The sequence below is a fragment of the Solimonas flava DSM 18980 genome, from assembly GCF_000426685.1.
Classification (GTDB): Bacteria; Pseudomonadota; Gammaproteobacteria; order Nevskiales; family Nevskiaceae; genus Solimonas; species Solimonas flava.
In genome coordinates, this window is sequence record NZ_AUFV01000003.1 from 151,344 (window position 1) to 167,336 (window position 15,993).

The 15,993-nt window shown below is 74.4% G+C and carries 18 protein-coding genes and 1 pseudogene; all 19 read right to left on the reverse strand.

Annotated elements, in window-relative coordinates; genetic code table 11:
• Nucleotides 1–72: 72 nt before the first annotated feature.
• The gene (locus tag K343_RS0105760) at nt 73–1,539 is read right to left on the reverse strand and encodes a nickel-dependent hydrogenase large subunit (protein ID WP_020647948.1); all 1,467 of its coding nucleotides are present in this window, start codon (nt 1,537–1,539) and stop codon (nt 73–75) included.
• Nucleotides 1,536–2,543 carry an NADH-quinone oxidoreductase subunit B family protein gene (locus K343_RS0105765; RefSeq protein ID WP_028007239.1) on the reverse strand — a complete coding sequence of 336 codons (1,008 nt, stop codon included), beginning with the start codon at nt 2,541–2,543 and terminating at the stop codon, nt 1,536–1,538. Before K343_RS0105765 ends, K343_RS0105760 begins: the two co-directional genes overlap by 4 nt.
• Nucleotides 2,540–4,009 carry a sigma-54-dependent transcriptional regulator gene (locus K343_RS0105770; protein ID WP_028007240.1) on the reverse strand — a complete coding sequence of 490 codons (1,470 nt, stop codon included), beginning with the start codon at nt 4,007–4,009 and terminating at the stop codon, nt 2,540–2,542. The genes K343_RS0105765 and K343_RS0105770 overlap by 4 nt, the downstream gene beginning before the upstream one ends.
• A gap of 78 nt (nt 4,010–4,087) precedes the next feature.
• A complete protein-coding gene (gene hypE, locus K343_RS0105775) occupies nt 4,088–5,137 on the reverse strand; it encodes a hydrogenase expression/formation protein HypE (protein ID WP_028007241.1) in 1,050 nt (349 codons plus the stop codon).
• Nucleotides 5,138–5,171: 34 nt separating this feature from the next.
• The gene (gene hypD / locus K343_RS0105780; RefSeq protein WP_028007242.1) at nt 5,172–6,311 is read right to left on the reverse strand and encodes a hydrogenase formation protein HypD; all 1,140 of its coding nucleotides are present in this window, start codon (nt 6,309–6,311) and stop codon (nt 5,172–5,174) included.
• A complete protein-coding gene (locus tag K343_RS0105785) occupies nt 6,308–6,541 on the reverse strand; it encodes a HypC/HybG/HupF family hydrogenase formation chaperone (protein ID WP_020647943.1) in 234 nt (77 codons plus the stop codon). The genes hypD and K343_RS0105785 overlap by 4 nt, the downstream gene beginning before the upstream one ends.
• 2 nt (nt 6,542–6,543) lie before the next feature.
• Nucleotides 6,544–8,931, reverse strand: coding sequence for a carbamoyltransferase HypF (gene hypF / locus K343_RS0105790; RefSeq protein ID WP_051277991.1), 2,388 nt, complete (start codon nt 8,929–8,931; stop codon nt 6,544–6,546).
• Between the two features lie 7 nt (nt 8,932–8,938).
• Complete coding sequence (gene hypB, locus K343_RS0105795) at nt 8,939–9,787, reverse strand: hydrogenase nickel incorporation protein HypB (protein ID WP_028007244.1); 849 nt, start codon at nt 9,785–9,787, stop codon at nt 8,939–8,941.
• A gap of 44 nt (nt 9,788–9,831) precedes the next feature.
• Nucleotides 9,832–10,173, reverse strand: a pseudogene (locus tag K343_RS0105800) (hydrogenase maturation nickel metallochaperone HypA/HybF); the annotation flags it as partial.
• On the reverse strand, nt 10,166–11,215 hold the full coding sequence (locus K343_RS0105805) for a hypothetical protein (protein WP_028007246.1): 1,050 nt from the start codon (nt 11,213–11,215) through the stop codon (nt 10,166–10,168). The gene K343_RS0105805 and the pseudogene K343_RS0105800, both read right to left, overlap by 8 nt.
• A complete protein-coding gene (hybE, locus tag K343_RS0105810) occupies nt 11,212–11,706 on the reverse strand; it encodes a [NiFe]-hydrogenase assembly chaperone HybE (RefSeq protein WP_028007247.1) in 495 nt (164 codons plus the stop codon). The genes K343_RS0105805 and hybE overlap by 4 nt, the downstream gene beginning before the upstream one ends.
• Nucleotides 11,693–11,926, reverse strand: coding sequence for a rubredoxin (locus K343_RS0105815; RefSeq protein ID WP_028007248.1), 234 nt, complete (start codon nt 11,924–11,926; stop codon nt 11,693–11,695). The genes hybE and K343_RS0105815 overlap by 14 nt, the downstream gene beginning before the upstream one ends.
• A complete protein-coding gene (locus K343_RS0105820) occupies nt 11,923–12,801 on the reverse strand; it encodes a hydrogenase expression/formation protein (protein ID WP_043112200.1) in 879 nt (292 codons plus the stop codon). Before K343_RS0105820 ends, K343_RS0105815 begins: the two co-directional genes overlap by 4 nt.
• 23 nt (nt 12,802–12,824) lie before the next feature.
• The gene (locus K343_RS0105825) at nt 12,825–13,301 is read right to left on the reverse strand and encodes a thioredoxin domain-containing protein (RefSeq protein WP_028007250.1); all 477 of its coding nucleotides are present in this window, start codon (nt 13,299–13,301) and stop codon (nt 12,825–12,827) included.
• The gene (locus tag K343_RS0105830) at nt 13,298–13,624 is read right to left on the reverse strand and encodes a HypC/HybG/HupF family hydrogenase formation chaperone (RefSeq protein ID WP_028007251.1); all 327 of its coding nucleotides are present in this window, start codon (nt 13,622–13,624) and stop codon (nt 13,298–13,300) included. The genes K343_RS0105825 and K343_RS0105830 overlap by 4 nt, the downstream gene beginning before the upstream one ends.
• On the reverse strand, nt 13,624–14,277 hold the full coding sequence (locus K343_RS0105835; protein WP_028007252.1) for a HyaD/HybD family hydrogenase maturation endopeptidase: 654 nt from the start codon (nt 14,275–14,277) through the stop codon (nt 13,624–13,626). Before K343_RS0105835 ends, K343_RS0105830 begins: the two co-directional genes overlap by 1 nt.
• 20 nt (nt 14,278–14,297) lie before the next feature.
• Nucleotides 14,298–14,633, reverse strand: a complete 336-nt coding sequence (locus K343_RS23280; protein ID WP_028007253.1) for a HigA family addiction module antitoxin — start codon at nt 14,631–14,633, stop codon at nt 14,298–14,300.
• A gap of 8 nt (nt 14,634–14,641) precedes the next feature.
• On the reverse strand, nt 14,642–15,370 hold the full coding sequence (gene cybH / locus K343_RS0105845; RefSeq protein WP_028007254.1) for a Ni/Fe-hydrogenase, b-type cytochrome subunit: 729 nt from the start codon (nt 15,368–15,370) through the stop codon (nt 14,642–14,644).
• Between the two features lie 29 nt (nt 15,371–15,399).
• Nucleotides 15,400–15,981, reverse strand: coding sequence for a HupE/UreJ family protein (locus K343_RS0105850; protein WP_028007255.1), 582 nt, complete (start codon nt 15,979–15,981; stop codon nt 15,400–15,402).
• Between the last annotated feature and the right edge of the window lie 12 nt (nt 15,982–15,993).

Consider the following 15,993-nt stretch of genomic DNA (forward strand, 5'->3'; position numbering starts at 1 on the left):
GGCGGCGTCTCCGCAGCGCCGCGGCCGCAGCGCGGCGACGAGGGGCTCATGCAGACCTTCGCCGGACCTGTCTCAGTGCACCGTGCAGACCATGCACGGATCGAACGAGCGCACCACGTGCTGCACGGCGACCGGCGTCGTTTCGGCGGCGCCGACCGGCGTGCCGGCGAGCGCCGCTTCGAGCGCGCCCGGCTGGCCGCGCGCGTCGCGCGGCGAGAAGTTCCAGGTGGTCGGCGCGACGATCTGGTAGCGCGCGATGCGGCCGTCGCGCACTTCCAGCCAGTGCCCGAGCGCGCCGCGCGCCGCCTCGTGGGCGCCGACCGCGCGGCCGTCCTGCAGGCCGCGCCGCGACACCGCGAAGAACGGCGCGCCGGGTTCGAGCGCGTCGACCCAGCGCTCGGCCCAGACCGCGAGCCGCGCCAGCTCCAGCAGCCGCGCCAGCACGCGATTGCGCACGTTGCCGCCGGCGGCCGCGGCATCGGCGCACAGCAGCGCATCGCCGCTGACGACGGCGCGCGCCAGCGCGCCGGTCTCCAGCACCGCGCCGCCGTAGCGCGGCGCCTTGCTCCAGCTGTAGGCCCCGGGCTTGTCGAGCTGCGGCTGCGTCTCGCCGAGCCAGGGATGGCAGGGCGCGTCGCCGGCGTAGTGCGAGGACGCCAGATCCTCGGCGACGCGCGCGAGGTCGAGCGGCTGCAGGCCGCCGTCGTAGAAGCCGGCGGCGAGCGGCAGCGTAGCGTCCGGCTGCGGGTAGGCGCCGTACGAGAGATAGCGGCCCGGACCGCGGCCGAGCGCCGGCAGGTCGAGATCGTCGGCGATGTCGAGGAACAGGCGCAGGTCCGAGGCCGGCGCCGCGGCCTGCCAGCGCCGCAGCGCGGCCGGCGTGTCGAGCGCGAGCACCGCCTCCAGCGCGTCGCCGAAAGTTTCGCGCTCGAGGTAGCGGCGGAATTCGCGGACCAACGCGCGCAGACGCAGCCGTTCCGACGCGTCGACCGCGCGCGAGCTGCCGCCGGGCTGCACCGACTGCGTGTGCGGCCACTTGCCGCCGAGCAGGCCGACGATCGTGAACCAGCGCTGGCGCGCGGCCAGCGCCGTGCGCGCCCGCGCGCCGGCCCCGGCCGCGTAGCGCGCCTGCACCTCGGCATGCCAGTCGCGCGCGGCGTAGGCCTCGCGCGCGAAGTCCGGCATGAAGAACAGATAGAAATGCGTGAGGTGGTCGGCGGCGTTCTCGACGCCGGCCATCAGGTTCAGCGCGTGGCGGCCGTTGTCCGGCATGCGCACGCCGGACAGCTGGGCGAGCGCGTCGGCGGCGGCCAGCGACTGCGAGACCGAACAGATGCCGCAGATGCGCGGCACGTAGACCAGCGCGTCGAACGGATCGCGGCCCGGCAGGATCTGCTCGAAGCCGCGGTACATCGGCGAGTTGACCCAGGCCTTGCGCACCGCGCCGTCGGCGATGTCGAGCCGCACTTCGAGATCGCCCTCGACGCGGTTGAACGGCCCGACGACCAGGCGCCGGCTGCGGCGGGCCGCCTCGCTCATCGGCCGCGGCGCACGGTCGGCTTGATCGCCGGCGGCAGCACGGCGTGATCGGCGACCGCGTTGTGACGCACGCGCGCCGGCGTCGCCGACTTCGACAGCGAGGCGAGCGCGACGAACCAGGCCTTCGGCATGTCGGTCGGCAGGCCGATCGGAATGCCGGCGATCTTCGGCGTCATGTGGAACGGATGCCCCGGGTCCTCGAAGCCGGGCTCGGTGCAGCTGATGCAGGCGTAGCCGCCGCGCGTGCACGAGCCGGCGCCGTTCCAGGCGCGAATGTTGCAGTCGCCATGCGCCTGCGTGCCCTTGCAGCCCATGTGCTCCATCAGGCAGCCGAGGTCGGACGGCTTCTCGGCGCTGGCCTTGAACTCGTAGAACTCGTTGCGCGTGCAGCCGTGGTGGACCAGCTGGTCGGCGTAGAAGCGCGGCCGCGCCAGCGCATCGAGCGCGGCGCCGTCCAGCGCGTCGCGCGCCAGCAGCGCCAGGGTTTCGATCACCCAGTCCGGATGCGTCGGGCAGCCGGCGACATTGACGACCGGCAGGCCGCCGCGCGCGCGGAAGTCGCGGCCGAGCGCGCCGCCGGGTTCGGCGCCCTCGTACTGCAGGCCGACCGCGTCGGTCGGGTTCGGCCCGCCGGCGCTGATGCCGCCCCAGGCCGCGCAGCTGCCGACCGCGACCACGTGGCGGGCGACGCCGGCCAGATCGCGGACCCAGTCGAGCATCGGCCGGCCACTGCCGGCCAGCTCGTGGAAGCGGCCGCTGCCATGCGGTCCGCGCAGCAGCGCGCCCTCGACGCAGAGCACGTCGACCGCCTGCTCGCCGCGCAGGCAGCGGCCGAGCAGGGCCAGCAGTTCCTCGCCGCCGGCCAGCGACAGCGACGGATGCCAGAGCAGCTCGATGCCGGCGTCGTCCAGCGTCGCGTACAGGTCCGGCGTGTCGGCGCAGAGCAGCGACATGCTGCAGCCGCCGCAGCCGCCGGACTGCAGCCACAGCACGCGCGCCTTCATTTCTTCGCCTCCAGACCGAGGCGCTGCAGCTTCTGGCGCAGGCCGACGCGCGACAGCTGCAGCTCGGCGGCGGCGCGCGACTTGTTCCAGCGGTGGCGCAGCAGGGTCTCGCGCAGGATCGCCGCCTCGATCGCGTCGAGGCGCTGCTGCAGCGGCCCGCCGCCGGTGATGCGCGGCAGGCCGGCGGCGGCGGCCGTCACCGGCGCGCGGCCGAGGCGCACCTTCGGCGACAGCGCGTCGGCCTCGACGCGCAGGGTGTCGGACAGCGCCAGCGCGCGGAACACCTCGTTGCGCAGCTCGCGGATGTTGCCGGGCCACGGATACGACAGCAGGCAGGCCATCGCCTCCTCGCTGAAGCCGTCGTGGGGCTTGGCCAGCTCGCTCGCGGCTTCGTCGAGCAGCATCGCGACGATCGCCTGCAGATCGCCGGGGCGCTCGCGCAGCGGCGGCAGCGACAGCGTCACCGTCGCCAGCCGGTAGTAGAGATCCTCGCGGAAGCGGCCGGCGCGGACTTCGGCTTCGAGATCGCGGTGCGTCGCCGCGATCACGCGCACGTCGACCGCCACCGCGCGCGTCGCGCCGACCGGCCGCACCTCGCCCTCCTGCAGCACGCGCAGCATCTTCACCTGCAGGCTCGGCGTGGTGTCGCCGATCTCGTCGAGAAACAGCGTGCCGCCGTTGGCGCGCTGGAACAGGCCGACATGATCCTGCAGCGCGCCGGTGAAGGCGCCGCGCTTGTGGCCGAACAGTTCGGATTCGAGCAGCGAATCCGGCAGCGCCGCGCAGTTCTCGCTGACGAACGGCCGCAGCGCGCGCGGGCTGGCCTGATGGACGGCGCGCGCCAGCAGCTCCTTGCCGGTGCCGGACTCGCCGAGCAGCAGCACCGAGAGATCGTGGCGGGCGATGCGCTCGGCGACGTCGAACACGGCTTCGAGCGGGCTGTCCTCGCCGCGTGCGATGGCGCGAAAACCGTAGCGCGCCTGCGCCGCGTCCTGGCGCTCGTGCAGACGCCGGCGCAGCACCGCCGGGCCGTCGCGCACCTCCAGATCGATGCGGCGCACGTCGTTCTGCAGACGTCGCGCCTCGACCGCGTCGCGCACCAGCTCGAGCAGCTGGTCGGGCATCCACGGCTTGAGCACGTACTGGTAGATGCCGGCCTCGTTGACGCCGGCGATGATGTCCTCGGCGTCGGTATGGCCGGAGATGATGATGCGCACGATGTCCGGCCAGCGCTCGCGCACCGCGCGCAGGAATTCGAGGCCGGTGGTGCCCGGCATGCGCTGGTCGCAGAGAATGACCTGCACGTCGCCGTCGTCGGCGTGCGTCTGCAGCACGTCCTGCGCCTCGTCGGCGGAGGCCGCGGTCCAGACCACGAAGTCGTCCTCCAGCGTGCGCCGGATCGCTTCGACCGAATGGCGCTCGTCGTCGACGACGAGAACGCCGGCTTGTTCGGGAGTCGTGCGCATCGTGGGTGGGGACGGAAGGCCCTGCCTGGGATCTGCGAAAGCGCGGCCATCATAACGCGGACCGCCGCGCCGCCTTTTTCAGCAAATGCGCGGCAGCTGCTCGCCGCTGAGCCAGTCGACGACGCGGCGGCCGCCGAAGCGCGTTTCCATTTCGACGAAGCCGTGCTCGTCGGCGACGACCTCGCCGATGCAGGCGGCGTCGGCGCCGAGCGGATGCGCGCGCAGCGCCGCGAGCAGGCGCGCCCCGTGCTCGGCCGGACAGATCGCGACCAGCTTGCCCTCGTTGGCGACGTACAGCGGATCGAGGCCGAGCAGCTCGCAGGCGGCGGCGACCTGCGGACGCAGCGGGATGTCCGCCTCGCGCAGGCGCATGCCGACGCCCGACTGCGCGGCGATCTCGTTGAGCGTGGTCGCCAGCCCGCCGCGCGTCGGATCGCGCAGCACCGCGGTCTGCGGCACCGCCGCGAGCAGCTCGGCGACCAGCCCGTGCAGCGCCGCGGTGTCGGACTGCACGGCGGTCTCGAAGCCGAGCGATTCGCGCGTCGAGAGGATCGCCACGCCGTGATCGCCGATGCAGCCGGACACGTAGATGCGATCGCCCGGCCGCGCGCGATGGCCGGCCGGACGCGGCGCGCCGGGCGCGATGACGCCGACGCCGGTCGTGGTGATGAACACGCCGTCGCCCTTGCCCTGCTCGACGACCTTGGTGTCGCCGGTGACGATGGCGACGCCGGCTTCGCGCGCGGCGCGCGCCATCGACGCGACGATGCGGCGCAGCTCGGCGAGCGGATAGCCTTCCTCGAGAATGAAGCTCGCCGCCAGGTACAGCGGCCGCGCGCCCATCACGGCGACGTCGTTGACGGTGCCGTGCACGGCGAGGCAGCCGATGTCGCCGCCCGGGAAGAACAGCGGCGTGACCACGTGCGCGTCGGTCGCCATCACGCATTCGCCGGCCGGCAGCGGCAGGCGCGCGCCGTCGTCGCCCTGGCGCAGCCATTCGTTGTCGAACGCCGCCGCGAACAGCTCGCGGATCAGCTGCGCGGCGGCGCGGCCGCCGGCGCCGTGGTTGAGATCGACGCGGCCGCGCTTGAAGTCCAGCGGCCGCACATAGGGTTCCGGAGCGCTCATGTCGTCTCTCCCGGCAGCGGATCGGTGGCCGCGCTCATGCCGCGCGCGCGCCGGCGTCGCGGAAGCGGCCGTAGGTGTAGTGCGCGGCGCAGGCGCCCTCGCTCGACACCATGCACGAGCCGACCGGCGACTCCGGCGTGCAGACGGTGCCGAAGATGCGGCAGTCCTGCGGGCGCTTGATGCCGCGCAGGATCGCGCCGCATTCGCAAAGCTTGTGATCGGCGACCGGCGTGTACTGCAGCGCGAAACGGCGCTCGGCGTCGAACGCGGCATAGCGGTCCGACAGGCGCAGCGCGCTCAGCGGCAGCTCGCCGAGGCCGCGCCACTCGAAGCTTTCGCGCAGCGCGAAGACCTCGTCCATCAGCGCCTGCGCGTGCAGATTGCCGGCCGGCGTCACCGCGCGCGTGAATTCGTTCTCGACCTCGGCGCGGCCGTCGTTGATCTGCCGCACCAGCATCAGGATCGCCTGCAGCACGTCGAGCGGCTCGAAGCCGGCGATCACCACCGGCTTGCGGTAGGCGGCAGCGAAGCGCGCGTACGGATCGGAGCCGATGACGATCGACACGTGCGCCGGGCCGACGAAGCCGTCGATCGCGGCCGTCGCCTGCGCCTCGTCGCCGGCGGCGTCGAGAATGTGGCGGATCGCCGGCGGCGTCAGCACGTGGCAGCACAGCACGCTGAAGTTGGTCAGGCCGAGGCGCGCCGCCTCGCGCACGACCAGCGCGGTCGGCGGCGTCGTGGTCTCGAAGCCGATCGCCAGGAACACCAGCTGCCGCTCGGGTTGCGCCTGCGCCAGCTTCAGCGCGTCGGCCGCCGAGTAGACCATGCGGATGTCGGCGCCGCGCGCCTTGGCCTTGAGCAGCGACAGCTGGTCCGAGGCCGGCACGCGCAGGGTGTCGCCGTAGGTGCACAGCGTCACGCCGTGTTCGAGCGCGAGGCGGATCGCCAGATCGACGCGGCCGATCGGCAGCACGCAGACCGGGCAGCCGGGGCCGTGGATCATGCGCACGTTGGCCGGCAGCAGATCGGCGACGCCGTAGCGCGAGATCGCGTGCGTGTGGCCGCCGCAGAACTCCATGAAGCGGTATTCGCGCCGCGGCTCGGCCTCGGCCGCCAGGCGCGCGGCGAGCTGCTGCGCGAGCGCGCCGTCGCGGAACTCGTCGATGTACTTCATGCGGCATCCTCCAGCGGGCCGGCGCCGGCTTCGGCGAACAGCGCCAGCGTGCGCGCCGCTTCCTCGGCGTCGAGCTGGCCGATCGCGTAGCCGACGTGGACGATCACGTAGTCGCCGACGCCGGCGTCCGGGGTCAGCGCGACCGAGATTTCCTTGTGCACGCCGCCGAGATCGACGACGGCACTGTCGCCGTCGCGGCGGACGATGCGGGCGGGCAGGGCAAGACACATCTTCAGTTCTCCTCGATGGGCGACGCGGCGAGGCGCCGGCTGGCGATCCAGGCCTGGCCGAGCGCCAGACCGCCGTCGCCGGGCGGCGCCTGCATCGCCTCGCACGCGGCGACGCCGGACGCGCGCAGGCGCGCCAGCAGCGCGTCGCGCAGCAGGCGGTTGATGAGACAGCCGCCGCCGAGCGCGACGGCCGCCGGACGCGACGCGAGCAGCGGCGCCAGCGCCAGCGCGGCGAGGCCGTCGTGAAAATCGAGCGCGGCGCGCGCGACCGCGTCGGCATCGTCGCGATCGGTGTCGAGCAGACGCGTCCACAAGACATCGAAGCCGGCGCCGGCCGGCAGCGGGCGCGGCACGACGCCGGCGGCGCGCGCACGCGCCGCGCAGGCTTCGAGACGCATCGCCGCGTCGGCCTCGTGCGCGTTGCGCTCGGCGATGCCGAGCAGCGCCGCGGCGGCGTCGAACGCGCGGCCGGCGCTGCTGCTCGGCACGCCGTGCAGGCCGCGCCCGAGCAGGCGCGCGACGGCCGGCGCCGCCGGCTGCGCGGCGTAGCGGCGCGCGATCTCGTCGCCGCGCCCGAGCCCGTGCAGCACCGCGGCCGCCATCCGCCACGGCTCGCGCGCCGCGGCGTCGCCGCCGGCCATCGTCAGCGCCGGCAGATGACCGCGCCGCGTGCAGGTGCCGTCGGCGCCGAGGCGCAGCCACTCGCCGCCCCAGATCGTGCCGTCGTCGCCGAGGCCGCTGCCGTCGAGGATCAGGCCGTCGAGCGCACCGTCGAGCGCGTGCTCGGCGCGCACCGCGGCGAGATGCGCGGCGTGATGCTGGACGGCGAACGCCGGCACCCGCCAGCGGGCGGCGAGCGCGGCGGCGGCGCGCGTGCTGTAGAAATCCGGATGGCGGTCGTGCGCGACCGCCCGCGGGCGCACGCCGAGGAAGCCGGTGAGGCGCGTCACCATCTCGTCGAGCGCGGCGCAGGCGGCGCGCGTGTCGAGATCGCCGATATGCGGCGACAGGAACGCCTCGTTGCCGCGCGTCACGCAGATCGCGTTCTTCAGCCAGCCGCCGCAGGCGAGCACCGGCGGCGCGTCGGCCGGCACGCCGTGCAGCACGATCGGGTCCGGCACGTAGCCGCGCGCGCGGCGCACGAACGGCGCGTGCAGGCGGCCCTGCGCATCGACGCCGAGCGGTCGGCGCACGCTGTCGTCGCAGCGCGCGACGATCTCGCGGTCGTGCACGAGATAGGCGTCGGCGAGGCCGCGCAGCTGCGCGAAAGCCTCGTCGTTGCCGGTGACCAGCGGCTCGCCGGCCGGGTTGGCGCTGGTGACCACGAACAGCGCGTCGCAGGCGGCGTCGCGCCAGCCGTCGCCGGCCGGGCGGCCGAGCCATTCGTGCAGCAGCAGCCAGTGCAGCGGATGCGCCGGCAGCATCGCGCCCCATTCGCCGAGCGCCGGCGCCAGCGCGGCGTCGAGCGCGTCGGCGGCGACGGCGGCGCGGCGCGGTAGCAGCACGATCGGCCGCGCCGGGCTTTCGAGCAGCGCGGCGGCGCCGGCGTCGACCGTCAGCCAGCGGCGCAGGCTCGCGGCATTGAGCGCCAGCACCGCGAACGGCTTGCCGGGCCGCCGCTTGGCGGCACGCAGGCGCGCGACGGCGGCGGCGCGCTGCGCGTCGCAGACCAGATGGAAGCCGCCGACGCCGCGCACGGCGACGACCGCGCCGGCGCGCAGCGCGGCGACCGCGGCGGCGAGCGGATCGGCGCTCGCCACGCGCAGGCCGTCGGCGTCGTGCCAGGCCAGCCGCGGCCCGCAGACCGGACAGGCGTTCGGCTGCGCGTGATGGCGGCGCTCGGCCGGCTCGTCGTACTCGCGGCGGCAGGCCGGGCACAGCGCGAACGCCGCCATGCTCGTCGCCGGACGGTCGTACGGCAGCGCGCGGACCAGCGTGTAGCGCGGCCCGCACTGCGTGCAGTTGATGAACGGATAGCGGTAGCGGCGATCGGCGGGATCGAACAGCTCGCGCAGGCAGTCCGCGCAGACCGCGGCGTCGGCCGGCAGGCCGGTCGTCAGCGCCGCGCGCGCATCGCTGTCGTCGATGCGAAAGCCGGTCTCGTCGGCGCGCGGCGGCAGCGCCTCGCAGCTCAGACGGTCGACGCGCGCCAGCGGCGGCGGCGCGGCGCGCAGCCGCGCCAGCAGCGCGTCGAGCTGCGCACGCGGCCCCTGCGCTTCCAGCCACAGGCCGTCGGCGCCGTTGCGCACCCAGCCGCTGAGACCGAGCGCGCGCGCCTCGCGCAGGCAGTGCGGACGGAAACCCACGCCCTGCACGCTGCCTTCGAGATGCAGGCGCCAGCGCGCCAGCTCGGGCACGGCGCGCAGCGGCGGGGCGGGAGCCGGCGTCATGCGCGCTTCAGACCGCCGCCTGCCGCGCCGCGAGCCACTGCAGCCAGCGCTCGAAGCCCTCGCCGCCGAACGCCGACAGCTCGATGATCTCGATGTCCGGATTGACGCGGCGCGCGGCGGCCAGCGCCGTGGCGACGTCGAAACGCAGATGCGGCAGCAGATCGCACTTGTTGAGCAGCATCAGCTGCGCCGCGGCGAACATGTCCGGGTACTTCAGCGGCTTGTCCTCGCCTTCGGTCACCGACAGGATCGCGACCTTGGCCGCCTCGCCGAGATCCCACATCGCCGGGCAGACGAGGTTGCCGACGTTCTCGACGAACAGCAGCTGCGGCGCGCCGCCTTCGAGCCCACACCACGCTTCGGCGACCATCTCGGCGTCGAGATGGCAGCCCTTGCCGGTGTTGACCTGCACGGCCGGCGCGCCGGTGGCGCGAATGCGGTCGGCGTCGTTCGTGGTCTGCTGGTCGCCCTCGATCACCGCCGCGCGCAGGCGGCCGTCGGCCTGCAGGCGGCGGATCGTCTCGACCAGCAGCGTGGTCTTGCCCGAGCCGGGGCTCGACACCAGATTCAGGCACAGCACGCCGCGCTGCGCGAAGGCTTGCCGGTTGGCGGCGGCGACGCGGTCGTTGGCGGCGAGCACGCGCGTTTCCAGATGGATCGCGCGCTCGGCATCGAGCCCCGGCACCGAGACGCCGGCCGGATTGCGCCCGTAGTGCAGATCGCGCGGCGCGGCGGCCGGTGCGGCGACGCCGGCCGCCGGCGCCTCGGCGACGAACGACAGTCCGTCGAGCGCCGCCGGCGTCGCCGCACCGGCCGGGCTCAATGGACGCTGATGACAGCCGCAGACGACGCACATGACGCGGGCTCCTGGTGGGCGGACGCGTCCGGCGCGTCCGGCAGGTCTTCGACGATCAGCTCGCGCACCGACAGCTCGGTGCCGCCGTTCGGCTGCAGCCAGCGACCGCCGCATTGCGGACAGTCGTCGAGGCGCGAGTGGATGGCAACATTGGCGGCGCAGTTCAGGCACCAGGCCCGGCCGGCCACTTCGTCGATCTCGATCGCGGCGCCGGCGAGCACACTGCCGGGCGCCAGCGCGTCGAGCGCGAAGCGCAGCGCGCGCACTTCGACGCCGGCCAGCGCGCCGACCGCCAGCACCACGCGTTTGACGCGCACGCGCGGCTCGCGCGCCAGCGCGTCCTCGACGAGGCGGATCACGCCGCCGGCCAGACTGACTTCATGCATGCGCGTCCGCCTCCACGGGGGCCTGCGTGTCGACACGGTACTCCACGCAGGGATCGAGGGCGGCGGCGAGCAGCGCGCAGACCGCGGGGGTTTCGGCAGCGGCCGCCGGCAGCGCGGCGAGGGCGCGGGCGGCGACGCCGCGCGGATGAAAGTTCCATTCGGTCGGCGCCAGCACGCGATAGCGGGCGATGCGCGCGCCGCTGGCGTCGAGCCGCAATTCGTGCACGAGCAGGCCGCGCGCCATCTCGCACCAGCCGAGGCCGTGCCCGGCGCCGAGCGCGACGCCGGCGGCGGCGAGCAGCGGCGCGTCGTCGCGCGCCGGCGCCAGCCGTGCGATCTCGGCCAGACGCGCGGTCAGCCGGTCGAGCGCGTGGCGCGGCGGCGGCAGGCCGGCGCGCGTCCAGCTGCCGGTCTCGCACGGCGCCGCGGCGGCGGCAAGCGCGGCGCCGGCGGCGGTCGGCGCCGGCAGCGGCGGATCGGCGTCGCGCAGCCACCGCCGCGCGCGCGCCGCCTGCGGCCGCAGCAGCGCGGCCGGCAGCGTCGCCGCGGCGGCGAGCCAGCGGTCGAGCGCACGGTCGTCGCGCGCCTGCCAGGCGGCGAGCCAGTCGGCGCCCGGCTGGCCGTAGACCTGGGCGGCCAGCCAGGCGCGGATCGCGGCGGCGTCGCCGTCGGCGCGCAGCGCCGGCGACGCGGCGAGCGCGGCCAGCGACGCGGCGTCGCCGGGGCCGGCACCGAGCCGGCGCGGCCAGTCGATCCACAGCCGGCGCAGATGTTCGGCGAGCGTCTGGCGGTCGAGCGCGTGGCGCAGCGCCGGCGCCGCCTCCGCGGTCGTGCCGCGCGCCGCAGCGAGCGCGAGCTGCGCGGCGAGCCGGTGCGCGCCGCCGCACAGTGAGAACAGCGCCGGCAGCAGCTGGCCGGCCGCGTCGGCCGCGCGCCCGGCCAGCAGGCCCTGCAGGTCGAACGCCGGGCGCGCGCCGATCGCGTCGCGCACCCGGCCGGGGCGCAGCACCAGCGAGCCTTCGGCGATCGATACCGCGCTCATGTCGGCCCCGGCCCGATCGCGCGCAGACCGGTCAGCAGCGCGCGCCGCGACGGCTGCGCCGGCGCCTCGGACGCGCGCCGCAGCTGCGCGAGCACGGCCAGCGCCAGCGCGCGCGCTTCGGCCTGGGTGCGGAATTCGTCCATCGGCGAGAACAGCGAGCAGGTCTCGAACGCGCCGAGCGCCGCCTCGTGCGCGCCGATGAAGCGGTAGCGCTCGCCGGCATAGACGTGCGTGCGCGTCGCACCGGGCGCGGCGACGGCGTCGGCGCGATCCGGCCACCAGACCAGATTCATGCACCACGGCGTCAGCAGCACGCCGAACCAGCCGCTCTCGCCTTCGGCCGGACCGGCGGCGCGCGCGAAACCGACCGCCTCGACGGCGAGCGCCGGATGCGCGAGGCCGAGCCCGGCCATGCGTTCGCGGCCGATCGCCTCGAACGCGGCGCACAGCTGCGCCGGCGCGTGCGGCGCGGCGTGCTCAGGCACGGTCATCGTCGAGCACCATGAACTGCTCGGCGTCGCCGTCGCAGCGCGGGCAGCGCCAGTACGCGGGCAGCTGCGCGAACGGCGTGCCCGGCGCGATCTGCCAAACCGGATCGCCCTCGGCCGGGTCGTAGATCCACCAGCAGATCTTGCATTCGAGGCGCGCGTCGTCCGGCAGGCGCGCACGGTCGCCGAGATAGCTGCCCTCGAAGCGCGGGGCGGCGCTCACGCCGCACCCTCCAGCCAGTGCAGCGCCTCGACCAGCCGCTCGCGCGAATCGTGCAGGTCCTCGACCGCGGCGCAGACCACGTCCGGCACGCCGCCGACTTCGAGCGTGTTGAGGATCACCTGATCCTGCGAGTTGTAGTAGACGACCTGCCAGCACGGCGCCAGCGCGGTGCGCGTGACGCGGCAGTTGCCGTAGCCGCGCGAAAGGATCGTCGTGCCGCCGCTGCCGAGGCGCTCGCCGAGATAGTCGAGATCGCCCGGCGACAGCGGCAGCAGCGTGAGATTGATGACCTGCGCGGCGCGCCCCGGCGTCCAGCGACGCAGATGTTCGGCGAGTTCGGCGAGGATCGCCGGCGCGTTCATGACCTCGGCCGGCAGCGCGGCGTCCGGCGCCGCCAGCGCCTCGACCGCCGCGGCCGCGGCCGGCGCCGTGTCGAGCAGCACGTTCGGCGCGAGGCCGACTTCGATCGCGTCGACGCCGTCGCCGAGCACGCGCCAGACGCCGGCGTACACCGACTCCTGCACGCGCAGCGCGCGGCCGTCGGCATCGATGCGCACGGCGACCTCGCCCTCGCCGAGCACCTGATGCAGCAGCGCGCGGTTGGCGGCATCGAGGCCGGCGACCGGCACCAGCAGGGTGCGGTGCCGCGCATCGTCGAGCACGGCGCCGAGCGCGGCGGCGACGCGGTGCAGGCAGACGCGCGCGTCGCCGAGCGCGGCGACCGCCTCCGGCTCCGGCAGCGACGGCGCCTGCCAGGTACTCATGCCGCGCGGCATGACCATGTAGTCGAGCGTGTCGTCCTCGACCTGACTGCCTGGGCCGATCACGCGGATCGGAATCGGGAACGGTTTGCTGGCGGGCTTGATGTCGGCCATGGCGGACTCGGTGCGGGTAGCGATCAGTGGCAGGCGCCGGACGGCCCGCCGACGGCGATGCCGGGCGACGGCGGTCGCGACGGCGCGCTGGCGAGAATCTCGCGAATACGCTCGACGTAGACCTGCCAGTCCTGCATGCCGTGCAGGGTGGCGACGTAGGCGCCGTCGCGCAGGAAGATCAGCGCCGGCCGCCGCGTCATGCCGTAGCGCAGGCCGAGCGCGCGTTCGGACGCCTCATCGACGACGCCGATGCGCAGCGCCGTGCCCTCGCGCGCGAACTGCGCGACCAGCTCGGGCAGCACGACGGCGACGTCGAGCACCTCCGGATAGCGCGCCGGCTGCGCCCACAGGAACAGCACCGCTTCGCCGGGCTGCGCGAGAAAGTCGTCGAGGCCGGCTTCGGACACCGGCTGCGCGGCCGGATGTTCGAGCAGGCGCTCGATCAGCGGCGGCACCGTCGGGCGCGGCAGCGCGGACAGCGGAATCGGTTCGGCATTCATCGTTCGTCACCGGACGCAGGGGACTGGCCGGTCAGCCGGGCCAGCGCGGCGGCGCTCTGCGCCGAAGGCAGTTCGAAACCGGCGTCGCCGGACGGCAGCGCGCCGCCGAGCGCCGCCTGCAGCAGGTCGAGCGCGGCGTCGATCTCGGCGGCGCGCGCCGCCGTCAGGCGCTCGACCGCGGAGTCCAGATGCACGAGCAGCCAGTCGCCGGCGGCGACCGCGCCGACCAGCGCCGTGCGCACGCGCCGCCACTCGCCGCGGCCTTCGACCTCGGCCCAGGCGGCGTCGGCGGCACGCACCTGCATCGGCAGGCCGACGCACATCAGGAGCGCTCCGGGAAGAAGCGCGCGTCGCCGACGCGGCAGGCATCGTCGGCCGACGGCCGTTCGGCCTCGTAGCGCTCGATCGCCAGATGCGGCAGCGTCACCGCCTCGGCGCTGTCCAGCGCCCGCGTGCGCGGCGCGGCCGCCACGCCCCAGCCGCGCAGGATGTCGAGCCCGCGGGCGACCGCCTGCGGCAGCACGGCGCGCACGCTCGCGCGCAGGCTGCCGCCGTAATCCTCCAGCTCTTCGGGCTGGCAGCCGATCAGCACCACCGAACGCGGATAGCGGCCGGTCAGGCGCGCCAGCGCCAGCACGTCGGCGAAGCCGGTCTGGTGCAGGCTCATCTTCTTCGCGCCGAGGTATTGCGGCACCTCGTCGTCGCGCACCTCGTGCAGCGTGCCGGGAGCGAGTCCGTAATCGACCGCGTCGAAGATCAGCAGGCGTTCGGCGGCCTGCACGTGCTGGATCAGATAAAGGCCCTGCGTGCCGCCGTCGACCAGCGCGACGCCGGGCAGCTCCCAGTCGCGCTGCAGGCGCTCGACGCAGCGCACGCCGAAGCCCTCGTCGGCCCACAGCAGATTGCCGATGCCGAGAACGATCACGGCGTTGTCACCGGAACGGTGGCAGGGCGGCTGGGGGGTGCAGGCATCCATCGCGAAAACTCCGTGGGACTTCAGCGGGCGGCGGGGGACGGCGCGGCGGCCGACGGCCGCGTGCGCCAGGCGAGATAGCTGTCGTGCTCGGCCTGCAGCGCGAGCCAGAACACGGCGCTGCTGCCGAACGCTAGCGCGAAGCGGATCGCGGTATCGGCCGAGACGCCGCGCCGGCCCTGCACGATCTCGTGCAGGCGGCGCCGCGAGATGCCGAGGCGGCGCGCCGCCTCGCTCTGCGTGAGCCGCAGCGGCGCCAGGTAGTACTTGTCGAGGAAGCGGCCCGGATGCAGACGCGCGCGCAGCGGCACGCCCGGCGGCGTGCGCAGCGGCGGCGCAGGCGGACGCGCGACGCGCATCGCCGCGCTCAGTCCTTGAAGGTGCGGTAGCCCGAGATCATCGTGCTGACGATGCTCTGGCGGCCCATGATGTCTTCGCGAATCGCCGCGTAGACGTGCAGGATGATGAAACAGACCATCGCCCACATGCCGAGGTGGTGCCAAGTGTGCACGTCCTGCGACTGCCCGAACAGCGGAATCACCCAGCCGAACAGGCGGTTCGCCCACGAACCGGCCTGCGCGCCCTCGCCGTACATCGCGAATCCGGTGACGATCATGAACAGGGTGCCGAGGAAGTACATCGAGAACATCGCCGCGCGCGCCAGCGGGTTGTGGCCGACGTAGCGGTTCGGCCGCTTCGAGATGAAGCCGTACCACTTGAGCATGCTCAGCACCTCGCGCCAGTACGCGGCCGAGAACACCGGCAGCGTGAACAGCTCGCGCGCGTGATGGTTGCCGACGAAGGCCCAGTAGAGGCGCCCGATCAGGCCGACCGCGAGCACGTAGCCGGATGCGAAGTGCGCAAAGCGGATGTAGCCCATCAGGAAGTGCGCGCTGGCCTCGCCCGGCATCGTCGGCAGGGGCGAGCCGATGAAATAGCCGGTCACGCACAGCACGACGATCGCCAGTGCGTTGATCCAGTGCCAGATGCGCACCGGCGCTTCGTAGACGTAGACGGAGCGGACCGCCGGCGCATGGCTGACGGCGGCTTCGTCGACGCCGGTGGCGTCGGCAGCAACGGTGGAGGCGGGCGTCATGGCGTTCTCCTCGTCGGGGACGGTGGCACTTAGCCGAACAGCAGCGCGAGGCCGCTGGCGCTGAGCACGGCGGCGGCGACACGGCGCAGGACCTGCTGCCCGCCGCGCAGGCCGGCGGCGAGGCCCCAGCCGGCCGCGTGCAGCAGCGCCGACATCAGCACGAAGCCGGCGACATAGCGGGAGAAGCCGGCGGCGAGCGGTGCCTCGGCACCGTGCGCATAGCCGTGCAGCACGCCGCAGACGGCGATCACCGCGAGCCCGGCGCCGGCCGGCGCGCGCGCTGCAGTGGCGAGCAGCAGGCCGAGCGCGATCACGCTCAGCGCAATGCCCGGCTCGACCATCGGCAGCGCCAGACCCTGCGTCGCGAGCACGGCGCCGGCGAGCAGGCCGCCGATGAAGGCCAGCGGCCCGAACGCGGCGCGCGCAGCCGGCAGCGCCAGCGCCGACCACAGGCCGACAGCCAGCATCGCCAGCAGATGGTCGATGCCGGACAGCGGATGCAGCAGGCCAGCGCCCCAGCCGGAAAGCTCGTGCCCGGGATGGGCGAGCGCGGGCAGCGCGATGAGGCCGAGCGCGGCGGCGGCGAGGTGGGCGATCTTGATCGGTTTCATGGTGTTTTCTCC